Source organism: Caulobacter segnis (genome assembly GCF_019931575.1).
GTDB classification, from domain to species: domain Bacteria; phylum Pseudomonadota; class Alphaproteobacteria; order Caulobacterales; family Caulobacteraceae; genus Caulobacter; species Caulobacter segnis_C.
This window is the reverse complement of the sequence record NZ_CP082923.1, coordinates 4,518,309-4,536,449: the sequence shown is the minus strand read 5'-3', so window position 1 is coordinate 4,536,449 and position 18,141 is coordinate 4,518,309. Positions and strand designations below refer to the sequence as shown.

The window sequence follows — 18,141 nt, the reverse complement described above, 5'->3', positions numbered from 1 at the left end:
CAACGTTTCCGTGCTGCCAATATGCAACATGCCGGCTACTTAATTGATTACATGAGGTTTTTTACATTAAATTGGTTTAGTTAGTATATTTTCTCACAACCTTACGTTAGAAATTATTTTTCGCGTTCCCGAAGTGGTCAGGCCAAAAGAGCGGCCAAGGTTGTGTTACCGGAACCATGGCGTCGCATAGGTGGCGCGGCGCCGGTCGCGGACGTTGGCGGGGCTGGCGCCGCGCTGAATCCGAGGTCTTGGCTTAGCGTGACCGCGACGCGAAAACGAATGCACAAATGGTCGCGGGCTGACCTTCGACCGGGACGAGGAAGCGTAGGGATGAAGGGTATGAGGCGGGGTTTGCTGGCGGGCGTCGCTGGACTGGCCATGAACGGCCTGGGGATCGGCTTCGCCGTCCAGGCCGAGGAAATCCAGGTCCAGCCGGTGCAGGTGGACGCCTCGCGGCCGGACTGGGAGAACCCGGCGGTCTATGCGCGGGGCAAGCTGGCGGCCAGCGCGACGCACTTCGCTTTCGAGAGCCGCGCGGCGGCCCTGGCCGGCGATGCGACCCAGTCGGCCCGCTACCAGACCCTGGACGGCCAGTGGAGCTTCAGCTTCTCGCCCTCGTCGGACGCGGTCCCGGACGGCTTCGAGAAGCCCGACTATGACGTCTCCGGTTGGAAGACCATCAAGGTCCCGGCCATGTGGCAGACCGAGGGCTACGACCAGCCGCGCTACAACAACATCACCTATCCGTTCCCGGCCAATCGTCCGCTGATCCCGCACGCGACCAATCCGGTCGGCAACTATCGGCGCACCTTCGAGATCCCCGCGGGCTGGTCGGGCCAGGACGTCATCCTGCACATCGGCGCGGCCGGCTCGGCCTATCGGGTCTGGGTCAACGGCCAGGAGGCGGGGTACTCAGAGGACTCCAAGCTGCCCAGCGAGTTCGATGTCACGCCCCTGCTGACGCCGGGCAAGGCCAACACGGTGGCCATCCAGATCCACCGCTGGTCGGACGGGTCCTACCTGGAGGACCAGGACTTCTGGCGGGTCTCGGGCATCGAGCGGTCGGTCTATCTGAAGGCGGTCCCGAAGACGCGGCTGACCGACCTCTTCGTCCATGCCGGCCTCGACAAGGCCTACAAGGACGGGGTGCTGGCGACCGACGTCCAGCTGACGAAAAGGGACCAGCCGGTCACCGTCCGCATGACCCTGCTGGACGGCGACAAGACCGTCCTCACCAAGGAGAGCAAGGTCGCCGCCGGCGCGGCCAGGACCGAAACCCTGTCGGCCTCCGTCCCCGGCGTGCGCCAATGGACCGCCGAGACACCCAACCTCTACACCCTGCTGGTCGAGGTCCTCGACGCCAAGGGCCAGGTCCTGCAGGCCACGCCGCAGCGCATCGGCTTCCGCACCGTCGAGATCAAGGACGGCCGCGTCGCCGTCAACGGCAAGCCCATCGTCATCCGCGGCGTCAATCGCCACGAGCACGACCCGGAGACCTTCCACGTCATCTCCGAAGCCTCGATGCGCCGCGACATCGAACTGATGAAGCGCAACAACATCAACGCCGTGCGCACCTCTCACTACCCCAACGCCGAGCTCTGGTACGCCCTGGCCGACGAGTACGGCCTCTATGTCATGGACGAGGCCGACATCGAGAGCCACGCCTATATGGGCTACGGCAACGCCGATCCGTCCCAGCGCGACAAGCGCCAGATCGGCTTCGATCCGGCCTGGGAGGGCGCCCATGTCAGCCGCGTGCTGAACATGGTCGAACGCGACAAGAACCACCCCTCGGTGATCTTCTGGTCCCTCGGCAACGAAGCTGGCATCGGCCAGAACTTCGAGAAGGCCGCCGCGGCCGCCCGCAAGCGCGATCCCTCGCGTCTGATCTCGTACCTGGGCTGGGGCGCGCGGCCCTGGGAGCACGTGCCCAACACCTATGTCGACATCTACGCCCCGATGTACGACGACGTGACCAAGATGGTGGACTGGGCGACCGATCCCACGCGCACCCAGCCGATGATCCAGTGTGAGTACGCCCACATGCAGGGCAATTCCGGCGGCAATCTCAAGGACTACTGGGACACCATCTACAGGTACGACAAGCTGCAGGGCGGCTTCATCTGGGACTGGGTCGACCAGTCGATGTACCGCTACGCCAAGGATGGTCGCCGCTATTGGGGCGACGGCGGCGAGTACGGGCCCAACCCCGGGGGCGAGATCGAGTTCGGCGACGGCCTGATCCAGTCGGATCGCACCGCCAATCCCCAGGTCTACGAAGCTCAGAAGGTCATGTCGCCGATCCAGTTCGAGGGCTTCGACGAGGCCAGCGGTCGGGTCACCGTCATCAACCGCCATGACTTCCGCGACCTGTCGGGCTTTTCCTTCGAGTGGGTGCTGGAGGCGAACGGCGTCGTCGCCGCCTCGGGCGCGCTGCCCGATCTGGCCACCCAGGCCCGCCAGCGCCAGGCGATCGCCCTGCCGCTGCCGGCCGCGCGCGAGCCGGGGGCGGAATACTTCCTGACCCTCCGCGCCAAGGCCAAGGCTGGTTCGGTTCCGCTGACGCCCGAAGGCTATGTCGTCGGCTGGGAGCAGTTCGCGCTGAAGGGCTCGGCCAGGATCGAGGTGGCCCGCTCGGGCGCGGCGGTGGCTACGGACGGCAAGGACGCGGTGACCCTGTCGGCCGCCGGGGCCGTGCTGAAGATCGATCGCGCGACGGGCCTGGTGGACAGCTACGCCAAGGACGGCGTCGTGTTGGCGCGCGGCGGCCAGCCGAACTTCTGGCGCGCCGAGACCGACAACGACGCCGGCACGGGCCTCGGGGCCATGCAGCGTCCCTGGCAGGTCATGACCCAGCAGCGCCAGACCCGCGCGGTGACCGTCGACGCCAAGGCGGGCCGGATCGTCGTCGAGCACGCCCTGGGCGCCGGCGCGGCGCGTTTCACCACCACCTACGCCATGGCCGGCGACGGCTCGGTGGCGGTGACCGGCGATCTGACCCCGCTGAAGGACGACCTGCCGCCCCCGATGCGCGTGGGCCTGTGGTTCACGGTCCCTGAGGCGATGAAGACGGTGGAATGGTACGGACGCGGTCCGCACGAGACCTATGTCGACCGCTACACCTCGGCTCCAATCGGCCTGTGGCGCGGGGCGGTGGCCGCCCAGGACCATGACTACATCCGGCCCCAGGACACCGGAAACAAGATCGACGTCCGCTGGATGGAGCTGAGCGGGCAGGGGCGTGGCGTCCGCGTCACCGGCGACAAGCCGCTGATGATGCAGGCCCTGGCCTTCCCGTACGAGGACCTCTATCGCCGCGCGCCCGGGACCTGGAAGTCGAGCGACATCGTCCCGCACGGCGATGCGACCCTGCTGGTCGACGCGGTCCAGTGGGGGATCGGCGGCGACACCACCTGGAACGGCTTTGGCCTGGCGCACATGAAGTACCGTCCCAAGCTGGAGCCGACCCGCGTCAACTTCCGCCTCGAACCATTCGCGGGCGAAAGGGCCACGCCTGACAAGGCGCGCCCCGCGCAAGCCACGCCGCCGCAATAGGAGTTCCTGAGATGAAGCGTCTTTCCCTGCTGCTCGCGGCGGTCCTGGTCGCCGGTCCGACGTTCGCCGGCGAGCCGATCAGCCCCCGGTTCAACGCCGACCCGTCGCCGCACGCCTTCAAGGGCGGCTACTACCTCTACGCCACCGACGACGCGTCGAACTCGGGCAAGTACTGGGACTCGACCACCTGGCGGCTCTACACCTCCAAGGACCTGAAGACCTGGAAGGACGGCGGCGCCTTCCTGGGCGTGACGGTGTTCAAGTGGGCCAAACCCGACGCCAAGGCCTGGGCCCCCGAGGCGGCCTATCGCGACGGCAAGTACTACTTCTACGCTCCGGTCGGCGGCGACAAGATCGGGGTGGCGGTGGCCGACAGGCCCGAAGGCCCGTTCACCGACGCCATCGGCGCGCCCCTGGTCGACAAGGCCCGCGACGCGAACGCCGGGGCCGAGCCGATCGACCCCCAGGTGCTGATCGACGACGATGGGCAGGCCTACATGGTCTTCGGGACCCGCGCGCCCAAGATCGTCAAGCTGGGCAAGGACATGAAGAGCCTGGCCGGCCCGATCCAGGATATCGTCGTCACCGGCTTCCCGGCCGAGGACCCGAAGAAGAAGTACGGCGAGGCCCCGTTCATCCACAAGCGCGCGGGGCTCTACTATTTCAGCTTCTCGACCGGCTGGCCGGGCCAGATCGTCTATGCGACGTCGAAGAGCCCGACGGGCCCCTACGCCTATCGCGGCGTGATCCTCGACTATCTGAAGATCTCGACCAACCACCAGGCGATCATCGAGGCCAAGGGGCGGACGTGGTTCTTCTATCACGACAACCTGCTGCCCGGCGGCGGCGACCACAGGCGCTCGATCGCCATCGAACCGCTGGCCTACGGGCCCGACGGTTCGATCCTGGAGATCAAGCCGAAATAGGCGCTCAGGCCCCGCACGACTCCCGCACGATCAGGTCGGTCGGAAGATATTCCGGCCGATGGTCGCCGTCGGCGTCGAGGATGCGCGAGACCAGCAGGCGACCGGCCTTGTAGGTGTCCTGCTTGATGGTGGTCAGGGTCGGGGTCGACAGGCGCGAGAGCAGCATGTCGTCGTAGCCGACCACCGAGACGTCCTTGGGCGCGCTCAGGCCCGCCCGGCCCAGGGCGCGGATGGCCCCCAGGGCGATCAGGTCGGACGAGGCGAAGATGGCGTCGAACGAAGCCTTGCGGCGCAGCAGGCGGCTGATGGCCGCCTCGGCCGATTCCAGTTCGAAATCGACGGGCAGGATCAGCGACGGGTCGGCTTCGAGCCCGCTCTCGCGCAGGGCGTCCAGATAGCCGTCGCGGCGCTGCACGGCCTCGGGATGGGTCTCGCCCAGGAACACGATCCGCCTGCGGCCCAGCCGCGCCAGGTGAAGCGTCGCACGGCGGCCGCCCAGGAAGTTGTCCGACCCGATCGAGCAATATTTCTGGCCGGGCAGCTGGGCGCCCCAGACCACGAAGCGGGCGTCGGTCGCGGCCAACTGGTTGAAGGCCTCGTGCAGGTCGCCCTGGCCCAGGAAGATCACGCCGTTGGCCCGGCTGGCCGTCGCCGCCAGATAGAGGTCGTCATAGTTGGCCGGGGCGGTGTGACTGACGGTGAAGTCGCAGCCGCGGTCGCGGGCGGCCTCGCCGATATTGGCCAGCAGCTCCAGGAAGAACGGGTGCGACAGCGGCAGTGGCCGGCCGTGGGTGCGCGGCATGACGATGGCGATCGCCCCCTCGGCGCCGATCGGCGCAGCCGGCATGTAGCGCCGGAACGAGTAGCCGCGCTCCCGGGCCAGGGCCCAGATCTTCTGTTTGGTCCGTGTACTGATCGAATGGTGGTCGTTCAGCGCCCGCGACACCGTCGAGACGGAAACCCCCGCCAGGGCGGCGAGGTCTTCAAGCGTGATGTTGTTGCTGTTATCGTCGGCCATCGCGCTCTAACTATAAGAAAAAGGCCGTAGGGCCGGGGGAAAAGAAAGCCTTTGCCAGGAGAGCCGCAAGACCTCCCGGGCGCGACCGCGTCGCCGCCGCCGGCCAAGGCCCGTCTCAGCTTCCTTCAGATCTGGAACATGTGCTGCGGCCTGTTTGGCGTGCAGATCGTGTGGGGTCTGCAGAACGTCAACACCAGCCGGATCTTCCAGACCCTGGGCGCGGACGTCAACGAACTGGCCATCCTGTGGATCGCCGCGCCGATCACGGGCCTGCTGGTGCAGCCGATCATCGGCCATCTCAGCGACCGGACCTGGGGGCGACTGGGGCGTCGCCGGCCCTACCTGCTGTACGGCTCGATCCTGACGGCGGTCGCCCTGGTCCTGATGCCCAACGCCCCGACGGTGATCACCGCCAGCCTGGCGCTGTGGCTGCTGACCGCCTCGATCAATGTCGCCATGGAGCCGTTCCGGGCCTTCGTCGCCGACTCGCTGCCGGACCAGCAGCGGACCGCCGGCTTCGCCATGCAGGTGTTCTTCATCGGCGCGGGAGCGGTGTTCGCCTCGGCCCTGCCGTGGCTGCTGACCCACGGGTTCGGCGTCTCGGGCCAGGCCGCGCCGGGCGTGCTGCCGCCGTCCGTGCACGCGGCCTTCTATGTCGGCGCGGCCGGCCTGATGGTCGCGGTGCTGTGGACCGTGTTCACCACCACCGAGACCCCGCCCGAGCGCCTGTCCTCGGGCGCGCCGGCGATCGCCGCGCGGACGCCGACGGCGGAGACCGTGGCCTGGATGCGCCGCAGCGGCTTGCTGTGGATCGCGGGCGCGGTCCTGGTCGGTCTCTGCGCCTTCCTCGGGCGCTGGGGGCGCGAGATCTACGTGCTGGCGATCCTGGGCGTGATCTTCGGCGCGGCGCAGCTGGCGACGAGCTGGCAGCGCGGCCGGGGGCGCAGCTCGGTCGGCCTGCTGGAGGTGGTCGAGGACATCGTCCACATGCCGGAGGTGCTGAAGCGCCTGGCGGTGGTCCAGTTCTTCACCTGGTTCGGCCTGTTCGCCCTGTGGATCTACGCCACCCCGGCCGTGACCGCGCGCCACTACGACGCCGTCGACACCGCCTCGGCCGCCTACAACGCCGGGGCCGACTGGGTGGGCGTGCTGTTCGCCGGCTACAACGGCGTCGCCGCCATCGCCGCCCTGGCCCTGCCGCTGCTGGCCCGCCGGATCGGCCGCCCCGCCAGCCACGCCGTCTGCCTGGCCCTGGGCGCGGTCGGCTTCGCCGGCTTCGTGCTGATCGACGATCCGATGCTGCTGTGGCTGCCGATCGTCGGCATCGGCCTGGCCTGGGCGTCGATCATGTCGGCCCCGTACGCCATGCTCTCCAGCGCCGTGCCGCCGGGCAAGATGGGCGTCTATATGGGCATCCACAACCTGTTCCTGGTGATCCCCCAGATGGTGGCCGCCACCGTCCTGGGGCCGCTGGTGGCGCGCGTGCTGGGCGGCCAGGCGATCCTGGCCCTGGCCCTGGCCGGCGGCGCCTTCGCCGTCGGGGCGATCCTGGCCCTGACCATCCGCGACCACGCCGAACGCGGCTAGACGCCGTCCGCGGGTCGTGGCGGCGGAGCAGGTTTTGCGTGGATCGACGGCCGGCCCCTTCATCGATCCTCACTATCGGCTCAACGCAAAATTTGCGCAACATGTTTGCGTAACGCGGATCTCGAAGCCTTGCCCTTCAAGTGTTTCCCGCGACACTGCGCGTAATTTTGCGTAATTTTCCGTAACGGCGCTATTGCAAGGCGCGCAAATTCGCGCAAAAACGACGCAACAAGAGAGTGTGGCGGCCCCGCGACTGATGGCTTCGCGCCATCCGGGGCGCCGGAAGTTGCGCAAAAATTGCGTAAAATGCTCTCGGGGGAAACGAAGGAGGGATCCCGCGCCGATGGGCGTCGGGCAAGCGTCCGGCCGCGAGCACGAAGCGCGTTCGGGCGACCGGGACAAGCAACAACAAGCGATGAGGCGTCCGCTCGATCGGTGAGGGGGCGTGAACCGAACACGAGACCCGCGATCAGGCGCGGGCGATCAAGACGTTAGGGAGCGAGGGATGAGGAAGTTCGATTTCGGCGCGGGCCGGAAGTCTGTCCTGCGGGGGACCGTTTCGCTTGTGGCGCTGTGCGCTGTCGGCATGGCCGGCCAGGCCTATGCGCAGGAAACCGCCAAGAGCGCGCCGGGCGACGACACCGTCGACGAGGTCGTGGTGGTCGGCGTGCGCAAGTCGCTGGAGACCGCCCAGACCATCAAGAAGAATTCCGACACGGTGGTCGACTCGATCACCGCGACCGACATCGGGGCCTTTCCCGACAAGTCCGTGGCCGAAGCGCTGCAGCGCGTGCCGGGCGTCACCGTTTCGCGCCTGCAGTCCAGCGACGACAGCTCGCACTTCTCGGCCGAGCCGGCCAGCGTGCTGATCCGCGGCCTGACCCAGGTGCGCACCGAGTTCAACGGCCGCGACAGCTTCTCGGCCGACGCCAATCGCGGCCTGAACTTCAACGACATTTCGCCGGAGCTGATGGCCGGCGTCGACAGCTACAAGAACCAGACGGCCGAGATGATCGAGGGCGGCATCGCCGGCACGGTCAACCTGCGCACCCGCCTGCCGTTCGACAGCAAGAACCAGGTGATCTCGGTCACCGGCAAGGCCAACTACGGCGACAAGTCCGAGAAGGTCACCTACGAGTACTCGGGCATCATCACCAAGACGTGGGACACCAGCATCGGCCGCGTCGGGCTGATGGCCAACTACGCCAACTCGCACGTCCTGACCCAGACCGAAGGCGTGGTGATGCAGCGCCTGGGCACGTTCTGCTCGGCCGGCTACCAGGACGCCAGCGGCAAGCCGATCGTCAAGTCGGACGGCACGATCGCCTGTACGGCCAACCCATACGGCGGGTCGAGCTGGGTGTTCATCCCCGACCAGGTCAACTACTCGCAGGTCGTCTACGACCGGAAGCGCCACGGCACGGCCCTGGCCTTCCAGTACGAGAACAACGAGGGCAACGTCCGCTTCTCGGCCCAGTACAACGACAGCTACTACAAGAACGCCTGGCTCGAGCGCAGCGTCAACGTGGTCGGCTTCGGTCTCTGGGCCTCGCCGGCCTTCTCGCCGCAGACCACGGCCTTCCTCGCGCCGGCCGCCGGCACGCCGGCCTTCACCTTCGGCGCCGACGGCATGCTGACCTCGGGCGTCCTGACCCAGCCGACCGGCGACTGGGGCGGCAGCACGGCCGACAACATCGCGCGGGGCTCGGCGGTCGCCGGCCTGCCCTTCGTCAACTACTGCGGCGCGGGCGCGACCTGCGCCACCCAGCGCGAAGGCCTCTACATCGAGAACCAGGCCCGGAACTTCAACCACTCCGAGGGCACCAAGGACTTCTCGATGCACCTGGACTGGGATGTCAGCGACAAGCTGAAGACCAGCTTCGACAGCCAATACATCAAGGCCGACACCAACAACTACGACATCCTGGTCGCCAACCGGACGATGGCCGACGCCAAGTACGAGGTGAACAAGGACGGCACGCCCAAGATCACCCTGCTGCCGGGCTCGAACGTCAACTATGCGGCGGGCGGTCTGGCCAACCCGCACAACTACTGGATCCCGTTCATCCAGGACCACTACGAGGACAACGACGCCAAGGAACTGGCCCTGCGCGCCGACGCCGAATACAGCTTCGGAGGCGGCGGCTGGCTGAACTCGCTGAAGGTGGGCGTGCGCTACGCCGACCGGAAGCAGAACGTGCGCTACTCGACCTACAACTGGTCGCCGGTGGCCGCGCCGTGGAACTGCAACGGCCCGGGCTTCAACATCGACAACACCACGCCGACCCCGTACCCGGCCGCCTGCGGCCGCACCGACACCTTCAAGGGCTACGGCGCGGGCATCTGGAGCGTCGACAGCCTGGGCGACTTCTACAACGGCAAGGTCTTCCCCAACGGCGACATGGTGTTCCTGAGCAAGGATACGCTGGCCGACCACGACGGACTGATCAAGGCGCTGTCGGGCAAGACCACCAACTCGCCCATGCAGTGGACCCCACTGTGCGAGCGCACCACCAACACCGAGGGCTGCTTCATCGCGCCCGAGATGCTGAAGGTGCGGGAGAAGACCACGGCGGCCTACGCCATGTTGAGGTTCGGCGGCCAGGACGCCACGATCTTCGACGGCGTCACCGTCCAGGGGAATGTCGGCCTGCGCTACGTCCACACCGACGTGTCCAGTTCGGGCGGCGTCGCCTATCCGGTCAGCACCTGGTACGCGACCGCGGCCGCGATCCCGTGCTCCACGCCGCTGTCGGGCAACAACGTCACCAACATCTCGTGCTGGCTGAAGCCCGAACTGCTGGCCTTCTCGAACGGCGGCTCGGCGCTGAACGACTACGGCCAGACGCACGACAACTGGCTGCCCAGCTTCAACGTTCGCTTCGGCCTGACCGACAAGCAGTTCGTCCGCTTCGCCGCCTCGCGCGCCCTGTCGCGTCCGGACTTCGGCCTGCTGCGCAACTTCGTCGGCGTGCAGAGCCCGGCGATCAACACCGGGCCGGACTCGCCGTACATCATCTGGAAGGACCCGGCGGCCGCGCACACGGCGGCCAACGTGGCCGGCTATAATTTCCAGTTCAACGCGGACTCCGGCTACGCGGCGCTGAAGCCGATCACGGCCGACCAGTTCGACTTGACCTACGAGAACTACTTCACGCCTTCGAGCTCGTTCACGGCGGCGCTGTTCTACAAGAAGCTGAATGGCTCCATCGCCTACGGCGAGTTCCTGCGCTCGTTCACCAACAACGGTTCCACCCAGAACGTGCTGGTCCGTGGCCCGCGCAACGGCAATGGCGGCGGCGAGCTGAAGGGCTTCGAGCTGGCCTACCAGACGTTCTTCGATTTCCTGCCGGGGATCTGGAGCGGTCTGGGCTTCCAGGCCAACTGGACCCACACCAAGCAATCGGGGATCAGCAACTCCAACCTCGCCAACCAGCCCGGCTACGCGGCCGGCGGCACCGTCGCCTTCGGCGGCGGCCTGCAGGTCAACGGCCAGGTCATGGACAGCCATCGCTTGGCCGGCATCTCGGACAACGCCTACAACATCGTGGGCCTGTACGAGAAAGGCCCGCTGGCCATGCGCCTGGCCTACAACTGGCGCTCGTCCTTCCTGACCAACAACCTCGACTGCTGCATCGGCATGCCGATCTACCAGAAGGCCGCCGGCTATCTGGACGGCTCGATCCGCTGGTCGGTGAACAGCAAGGTCGAAGTCTCGCTGGAAGGCTCGAACCTGCTCAACACCACCTCGGTGTTCCAGCAGCAGGTGTTCGGCGACACGGGCCTGACGCCCAACGCCGCCGTCGTGAAGAAGGACACCGGCTGGATCCGCAACGACCGCCGCGTCCAGTTCGGCGTCCGTGTGAAGTACTAGTCGGAACGGCGCCGCGATCGACGGTCGCGGCGCCGGACCCCTTCGAGGTCCGAACATGCGGGCAGTCAATCCGGAAGCGGCCTTCAGGGTCGTCATCGTCGGCGGAGGCACGGCCGGCTGGATGTGCGCGGCGGGCATGTCGCGGCTTCTGGACCCGCGCGACTACGCCATCACCCTGGTCGAGTCCGACGAGATCGCGACGGTGGGGGTCGGCGAGGCCACCCTGCCGCATATCAAGACCTTCAACGACATGCTGAGCGTCGACGAGGTCCAGTTCCTGCGCGAGACGCAGGGGACCTTCAAGCTCGGCATCGAGTTCAGGAACTGGGGCAGGGCGGGCGATCGCTACATCCACCCGTTCGGCACGTTCGGCGAGCCGTGGGCGGGCGTCGACTTCCAGCACCACTGGGCGCGCGCCCGGCTGCACGGCCTGAACCCCGCGCCGCTGCAGGACTATTCGTACGCCGTGGCCGCGGCCCGCGCGAACGCCTTCGAGTTTCCGAACGAGGATCAGAAGTCCATCCGTTCGACCTATGCCTACGCCTACCATTTCGACGCCGGCCTCTACGCCGCCTACCTGCGGCGATGGTCGACCGCCAGGGGCGTGACCCGGATCGAGGGCCTGGTCACCGACATCGCCCAGGACGGCGAGCGCGGCGACGTCACCGCCATCACCCTGAAGTCGGGCAAGCGGATCGACGGCGATCTCTTCGTCGACTGCTCGGGCTTCCGCTCGCTGCTGCTGGGCGGACTGATGAAGGCAGAGTGGGAAGACTGGACGAAATGGCTGCCATGCGACCGGGCCCTGGCGGTCCCGTGCGCGCGCGCCGACGCCTTCTCGCCCTACACGCGCTCGACGGCCCAGGAGGGCGGCTGGATCTGGCGCATCCCGCTGCAGCATCGCACCGGCAACGGCTACGTGTTCTCCAGCGCCTTCATGGACGCGGACCGGGCGCGCGAGACCCTGTTGGCCCAGCTGGACGCCCCCGCGCAGGCGGAGCCCAAGCTGCTGCGCTTCGCCGCTGGTCGCCGCAAGTCGGGCTGGACCCGCAACGTCGTGGCCATGGGCCTGGCGTCGGGCTTCCTGGAGCCGCTGGAAAGCACCAGCATCTTCCTGATCCAGGCCGCCGTGGTCGACCTGATCAACCTGATGCCGACCCGGCGGACCGGCATGGACCCGCGCCTGGCGGCCGAGTTCAACCGTCTGTTCGAGATCCAGTACGACCGGATCCGTGACTTCCTGATCCTGCACTACCGGCTGAACCAGCGTGTGGGCCAGCCGCTGTGGGACCATGTGCGGACCATGGAAATCCCGGCCAGCCTGGAGGAAAAGCTCGCCCTGTTCGAAGGCCGCGCGGGCCTGCCGGACTACAAGTACGGTCTGTTCTCGCGCGACAGCTGGCTGTCGGTGCTGGAAGGGCAGGGGCTGACGCCACGCGCCTATGACCGCCTGGCCGAAGCGGTCCCGCTGGACGTGCTGGGGGCCAAGCTGGCCGACCTCAAGACGCGCATCGACACCAATGTCGCGGCGATGAGCTCGCACGCGGACTTCATCGCCCGGTACGCGCCCGGCGGCGTCGGGGCGCCGATGGCCAAGGCGGTCGCCCAATGAGCGCCGCGCCGAACCATGTCGTGGTCGTGGGCCGCGACGCCCCGCTTTGGCTGTCCGCCGCCGTTCTGCGCGCCGCGCTGGAGCCGGCCGGCGTGACGGTCACGGCGGTGGAGCTGCCCAGCCGCCTGACCGCCGCCAGCGTCCACGCGACCCTGCCCGCGCTGGAGGCCCTGCACAACCAGCTCGGCCTTGATGAGTCCGCCCTGCTGCGGACGGTCGGCGGGACGTTCTCGCTGGGCGGCAATTTCACCGACCTGACCGGCCAGGCGCCCACCTTCTTCCACGCCCACGGGACCCACGGCGCGCCGATCGATGGGCGCGACTTCTTCCCCAACTGGCTGAAGGCGCGCGGCCTGGGCCTCGACGCCGAGTTCGCCGACTTCTCGCTGACGGCCGCCGCCGCCAGGCACGGTCGCTTCGTCATGCCCGACGAGGAGACCGAGGTCTTCGGCCGCGCCGACTACGGCTACCACCTGCCGGGCCTGGCCTATGCCGGCGCCCTGAAGAGCCTGGCGATCCGGCGCGGCGTCGAGGCGCATCAGGCGCTGGGCGTCGCGATCGAGCGCGGCGAGGCCGGTGATGTCGTCGCTCTCGACCTGGGCGACGGCCGCCGCGTGACCGGAGACTTCTTCCTCGACGCCACAGGTTCCGAGGGGCTGCTGATCGGCGGCGCGCGCGAGGCCTGGGCCTTCCCGGCCGACCGCGTGCTGACCGCCCTGGCCCCCGCCTTCCCGTCGATCCCGGCCTATGCCGAAACCCGCGCCTGGGCGCGGGGCTGGACGGCCCTGCATCCCGCTCAGAACGGTGTCCATATCGTCCAGGTCCATGCATCTGATCTGTGTACGGATGAAGAGGCGCTGCGGGCCGCCAGCGCCGCCTCCGGCCTGCCAATCCAGAACGCCTCGGCGCGCCCTGTCGCGCCCGGTCGCCGTCTGTCGGCCTGGGATCGCAACGTCGTCGCCATCGGCGAGGCCGCCTGCGTCTTCGATCCGCTGCACGGCGTCGACCTGCACGGCGTCCAGATGGGCCTGGTCCAGCTGCTGGCCCTGTTTCTGGTGTCCGGCGACTGGGCCCATGAGCGCGGGGCCTACAATAGGGCGATGGCCGAGCAGTTCGAGCGCGTGCGCGACTTCCAGCAGCTGCACTACGCCATCAACGGCTACGGCGCCTCGGACTTCTGGTCCCGCGCCCGCCAGGCGCCGGTGTCGCCGGAACTGGCCCAGCGCATCGCCCTGTTCCAGGCCCGAGGCGAGATCGCGCCGTTCGAGCACGACAGCTTCTCGAACGACAGCTGGCGGGCGGTGTTCGTCGGCCATGGCGTCACGCCCGACAGCCACGCGCCGATCATCGACGCGACCGCGCCCGCGCTGATGAAGCACGAGTTCCGGCGCATCCTGTCCTTCATCAAGGACCAGGTCGAACGCCAGCCGACCCACGACCTCTACTTGGAAAGCTTCTGCGGTCGGGACCCTGTCCATGGATAGCGGCCTCTCCATCGACCCGACCTTGAGTCTCGAAGCCCTGCCGCGCGTGACCGCCGTCGCCGCGCCGTCGCCGGAGGGGTTCGAACGTCTCGTCGCGGCCGAGACGCCGGTGGTGATCAAGGGCCTGGCCGACGCCTGGCCGGCCCTGGCCGCGGGGCGCGCGCCGGGGACGATGAACGCCTATCTCAAGGCCATGGACACCGGCCTGCCGGGGCCGGTCATGGAGGCGCCCGCCAGCAGCAACGGCTGGTACGCCTATGGTCCGGACCTGCGGGAGTTCAGCTTCTCCAAGCGCAACGCCGGCATCAGCCAGACCCTGGACCGCATCGAGGGCCTGCTGGGCCAGAAGGACGCGCCGTTCGTGGCCATCCAGATGCTGCCCCTGGCCACGCACATGCCCGAGTTCGTGCGCCAGAACCCGATGCCGCTGGTCGCGGCCAAGGTGACGCCCCGCCTGTGGGTCGGCGGGCCGCTACGGACCCAGACCCACAACGACCGCGACCACAACCTGGCCATCGTGCTCTCGGGCCGCAGGCGCTTCGTGCTCTATCCGCCCGAGCAGGTGAGCAACCTCTATGTCGGCCCGCTGGAGAACCCGCCGCCGCTGTCGCTGGTCGACCCGGAGGCGCCGGATCTGGCCCGTTTCCCGCGCTACCGCGACGCCTACGCCGCCGCGCGGGTCGCGTGGCTGGAGCCGGGCGACGGGCTGTTCATGCCCAAGCACTGGTGGCACCACGTCACCTCGCTCGAGCCCTACAACGCCATGGTCAACTACTGGTGGGGCGACACGGCCGTGGGCCTGGAGCGGCCGGTCGACATCTTCCAGATCGCCCTGCTGGCGCTGAAGGACCTGCCCGAGGGCGAGAGGGGCTACTGGCGCGAGATGTTCGCGACCTACGTCTTCGGCGACCGGGGCGAGGCGACCGCCCACATCCCCGAAAGCCTGCGCGGCGTGCTGGGGACCTTGAGCCCCGCCCAGCGCGCGGCCCTCAAGCAGCAGCTGAAGATGGCCGTGCTGAGGTCGCCGACATGAGCGTGACGACCGTTGTCAAACCCCTGCCGCTGGGGGCGAACATCAACCTCCGCCTGCGCAAGGTCGGCGCGGAGCGGCAACCGCTGCTGATCGTCGACGACGTGCTGGCCGATCCGGGGGCGATGATCGCCGCGGCCCGCGCTACCGACTTCTACCGTCCGCCGCACACGAACTATCCGGGGCTGAACGCCAACCTGCCCGAGGCCTACTATCGCACCGTGGTCACCGCCCTGCGTGGCCCGATCGAAGCGGCGTTCGGGGTTTCGGCCAAGGCCGTGCTGAAGTTCTTCGGCTTCTTCGCCCTGGCGACCACGCCGGTCGAGGCCGCCAGCCCGGTGCAGACGTTGCCGCACCTGGACGGGCCGGACCCGAGCCGCCTGGCCATGGTCCACTATCTCTTTCGGGGCGACTTCGGCGGCACGGGCTTCTTCCGCCACGCGGCCACGGGTTTCGAGTCGGTCGACGCCACGCGGGCCGACATCTACGCCGCCGCCGTCGAGAGCGAGCTGGCCCAGGGAAGGCGAAAGCGCTTCGCGGGCGAGGAAACGCCGGGCTACGACCTGATCGAGGCGGTCGAGCCGATGTTCAACCGGTTGATCGTCTATCGCGGCCACGTCCTGCATTCCGGTCTGCTGGGCCGGGGCGGCGGATCGGCCGATCCCGCCACGGGGCGGCTGACGGCCAACGGCTTCATCGAGGCGGTGGAGTCCGGATAGCGGCCGCCCCTCGTTCAACCCTTCCTTCGCTCTTCGTCCGGCGCGACCACGCGGCGCGCGTCCTGAAGGCGCTCTTGCGTTCGGCTGGCCAGAGTTCCGGCTTGGCCCTAGTCCTCCCCCCTGCGTCCTCGGCTCCAGTCCTGCGGAGCCGAGGCGCCCTTTTCGAAAGAGACTGTTCGATGAGCTTCCGAACCCTCGCCCTGCTGACCGTCCTGGCCTTGCCGACGATCGCCCAGGCCGCGGAACGCGAGTGCGCCCAGTCGCCGGGCAAGGTCATCGAGGTGTGCGTCTTCACCCGGGACGGGCAGGCCCTCTACGCGGTGAGCAAGGGCGGCAAGCCGGTGCTGGCGGCCGCGCCGATGGGCCTGACCTTCGCCGGCGAGGCGCAGGCGCGCTACACCGGGATCACGGCCGCCAAGCGCTCGGCATCGGACACCACCTGGGAGCAGCCCTGGGGCGAGCAGCGGCTCATCCGCGACAACCATTCGGAGTTGACGGTCTCGCTGGCCGGCGACACGCCGCTGAATAGGAGCGTCGACGTCGTCTTCCGGCTGTTCGATGACGGCCTGGGCTTCCGCTACGCCTATGCCGCCATTCCGGCCGACCAGGCCGTGGCGGTCACGGACGACCGCACCGAGTTCAAGCCCGTCGGCGCTTATGACGCCTGGTGGTACGAGGCCCTGGGACAGGAGCGCGACGAGTACCTCTACAAGCAGACCGACGCCCACCGGATCACCCTGGCCGAGACGCCGCTGACTCTTCGTCAGAACAATGGGCGCGAGACGGGCGGCCTGCACCTCTCCATCCACGAGGCGGCCCTGGTCGACTTTCCCTCGATGCTGCTCGCGGGCGACGGCGCGGGGACCTACAAGGCCAGGCTGATGCCGTGGGCCGACGGGACCCTGGCCAGGAAGACCGGCGCCTTCGCCACTCCCTGGCGCACCGTGCTGATCGGCGACAGCGCCGGCGCCCTGGCCGACAGCCGCATCGAGCTGAACCTCAACGAACCCAGCAAGATCGCCGACACCTCCTGGATCAAGCCGGGCAAGTACGTCGGCATCTGGTGGGAGATGCACCTGCAGAAGTCGACCTGGGGCAGCGGTCCGATCCACGGCGCGACGACGCAGAACACCAAGCGCTATATCGACTTCGCGGCCAAGTACGGCTTCGACGGCGTGCTGGTCGAGGGCTGGAACAGGGGCTGGGACGGCGACTGGATCGCCAACGGCGACAAGTTCAGCTTCACGGAGGCCTATCCGGACTTCGACATCAAGGCGATCACCGACTACGGCAAGGCCAAGGGCGTCAAGCTGATCGGCCACAATGAGACGGCCGGGGCCGTGCCCAACTACGAGGCCCAGCTGGAAGACGCCATGAAACTCTATGAGAGCGTCGGCGTCTCGCAGGTCAAGACCGGCTATGTCCGCCACAGCGGCACGATCCTGGACCAGGACGGCCAGCCGCAGTGGTTCGCCGGCCAGTACATGGTCCGCCACAACCTGCATGTCGCCGAGGTCGCGGCCCGTCATCACATCTCGATCGACGCCCACGAGCCGGTCAAGGACACCGGCCTGCGCCGCACCTGGCCCAACATGCTGAGCCGCGAGGGCGCGCGCGGGCAGGAGTTCAACGCCTGGGGCGACCCGACCAACCCGCCCGAGCACACGGTGATCCTGCCCTTCACCCGCATGCTGGCCGGACCGATGGACTTCACCCCGGGGATCATGGACGTGGTCCACGGCAAGACCGAGCTGACCCGCCGCGGCCAGTCGACCATCGCCGTGCAGCTGGCGCTCTATGTCGTGCTCTACAGCCCGATCCACATGGCCGCCGACCTGCCGGAGAACTATGAGGCCCGTCCGGACGCCTTCCAGTTCATCCGCGACGTGCCGACCGACTGGGAGACCTCCAAGACCCTGCAAGGCCAGGTCGGCGACTACATCGTCGTCGCCCGCCAGCCGCGCGGCGGCAAGGACTGGTTCCTGGGCGCCCTGACCGACGAGCAGCCGCGCAAGCTGAACCAGAAGCTGGACTTCCTGGCGACGGGCAAGCGCTACGAGGCCCAGATCTATCGCGATGGGCCCTGGGCGGACTTCCGAACCAATCCCGGCGCGCTGACGGTCGAGAAGAAGATCGTCACCGCCAAGGACAGCCTGGACCTGGACATGGCCGCCGGGGGCGGCGCGGCGGTGCGCTTCAAGATTCTGGATTGAAGGGCCTCGGACTAAAGTTTTTACGCAACACTCCGGGCGCGAGTTGAAAGACCCGCGCTCGGTCACCTTCCAAAGCATTGTCGGGCGGCCCGGGGCTCTGTAAGCAGGCGCCTTGCCGGTCGC

Annotated in this window: 10 protein-coding genes; 9 read left to right on the top strand and 1 reads right to left on the bottom strand. The window is 68.1% G+C overall.

The window, feature by feature from the left end; genetic code table 11:
• Positions 1-339 precede the first annotated feature (339 nt).
• Together K8940_RS20655 and K8940_RS20650 are read left to right on the top strand one after the other, a co-directional pair.
• Positions 340-3,555: a glycoside hydrolase family 2 TIM barrel-domain containing protein gene (locus K8940_RS20655; RefSeq protein WP_223391922.1), complete on the top strand. Its 3,216-nt coding sequence runs from the start codon at positions 340-342 to the stop codon at positions 3,553-3,555.
• A gap of 11 nt (positions 3,556-3,566) precedes the next feature.
• On the top strand, positions 3,567-4,481 hold the full coding sequence (locus tag K8940_RS20650) for a family 43 glycosylhydrolase (protein WP_223391921.1): 915 nt from the start codon (positions 3,567-3,569) through the stop codon (positions 4,479-4,481).
• 4 nt (positions 4,482-4,485) lie between these two features.
• Here K8940_RS20650 and K8940_RS20645 read toward each other — a convergent pair whose 3' ends face one another.
• Positions 4,486-5,499 carry a LacI family DNA-binding transcriptional regulator gene (locus K8940_RS20645; protein WP_223391920.1) on the bottom strand — a complete coding sequence of 338 codons (1,014 nt, stop codon included), beginning with the start codon at positions 5,497-5,499 and terminating at the stop codon, positions 4,486-4,488.
• Positions 5,500-5,637: 138 nt separating this feature from the next.
• Here K8940_RS20645 and K8940_RS20640 point away from each other — a divergent pair, with 138 nt between their 5' ends.
• The 7 genes from K8940_RS20640 (at position 5,638) to K8940_RS20610 (ending at position 18,018) form a co-directional block, all read left to right on the top strand.
• Positions 5,638-7,086: an MFS transporter gene (locus K8940_RS20640; protein ID WP_223395930.1), complete on the top strand. Its 1,449-nt coding sequence runs from the start codon at positions 5,638-5,640 to the stop codon at positions 7,084-7,086.
• Between the two features lie 505 nt (positions 7,087-7,591).
• Positions 7,592-10,960: a TonB-dependent receptor gene (locus tag K8940_RS20635; protein ID WP_223391919.1), complete on the top strand. Its 3,369-nt coding sequence runs from the start codon at positions 7,592-7,594 to the stop codon at positions 10,958-10,960.
• Between the two features lie 55 nt (positions 10,961-11,015).
• Positions 11,016-12,572 (top strand): tryptophan halogenase family protein, encoded by a 1,557-nt coding sequence (locus K8940_RS20630; RefSeq protein WP_223391918.1) that lies wholly within the window; start codon positions 11,016-11,018, stop codon positions 12,570-12,572.
• Entirely contained in the window at positions 12,569-14,056 is a 1,488-nt protein-coding gene (locus K8940_RS20625) for a tryptophan 7-halogenase (RefSeq protein WP_223391917.1), read from the top strand. The genes K8940_RS20630 and K8940_RS20625 overlap by 4 nt, the downstream gene beginning before the upstream one ends.
• Positions 14,049-15,089, top strand: coding sequence for a cupin-like domain-containing protein (locus tag K8940_RS20620; RefSeq protein WP_223391916.1), 1,041 nt, complete (start codon positions 14,049-14,051; stop codon positions 15,087-15,089). Before K8940_RS20625 ends, K8940_RS20620 begins: the two co-directional genes overlap by 8 nt.
• Positions 15,090-15,091: 2 nt before the next feature.
• Positions 15,092-15,805: a DUF6445 family protein gene (locus tag K8940_RS20615; RefSeq protein WP_223391915.1), complete on the top strand. Its 714-nt coding sequence runs from the start codon at positions 15,092-15,094 to the stop codon at positions 15,803-15,805.
• 179 nt (positions 15,806-15,984) lie between these two features.
• Positions 15,985-18,018 carry a glycoside hydrolase family 97 protein gene (locus K8940_RS20610; protein ID WP_223391914.1) on the top strand — a complete coding sequence of 678 codons (2,034 nt, stop codon included), beginning with the start codon at positions 15,985-15,987 and terminating at the stop codon, positions 18,016-18,018.
• Positions 18,019-18,141 lie beyond the last annotated feature (123 nt).

Bases quoted from the DNA above. Each gene is read 5' to 3' on its own strand.
- K8940_RS20655 (WP_223391922.1), top strand. From the start codon at position 340: ATGAGGCGGGGTTTGCTGGCGGGCGTCGCTGGACTGGCCATGAACGGC.
- K8940_RS20650 (WP_223391921.1), top strand. From the start codon at position 3,567: ATGAAGCGTCTTTCCCTGCTGCTCGCGGCGGTCCTGGTCGCCGGTCCG.
- K8940_RS20645 (WP_223391920.1), bottom strand. From the start codon at position 5,499: ATGGCCGACGATAACAGCAACAACATCACGCTTGAAGACCTCGCCGCC.
- K8940_RS20640 (WP_223395930.1), top strand. From the start codon at position 5,638: ATGTGCTGCGGCCTGTTTGGCGTGCAGATCGTGTGGGGTCTGCAGAAC.
- K8940_RS20635 (WP_223391919.1), top strand. From the start codon at position 7,592: ATGAGGAAGTTCGATTTCGGCGCGGGCCGGAAGTCTGTCCTGCGGGGG.
- K8940_RS20630 (WP_223391918.1), top strand. From the start codon at position 11,016: ATGCGGGCAGTCAATCCGGAAGCGGCCTTCAGGGTCGTCATCGTCGGC.
- K8940_RS20625 (WP_223391917.1), top strand. From the start codon at position 12,569: ATGAGCGCCGCGCCGAACCATGTCGTGGTCGTGGGCCGCGACGCCCCG.
- K8940_RS20620 (WP_223391916.1), top strand. From the start codon at position 14,049: ATGGATAGCGGCCTCTCCATCGACCCGACCTTGAGTCTCGAAGCCCTG.
- K8940_RS20610 (WP_223391914.1), top strand. From the start codon at position 15,985: ATGAGCTTCCGAACCCTCGCCCTGCTGACCGTCCTGGCCTTGCCGACG.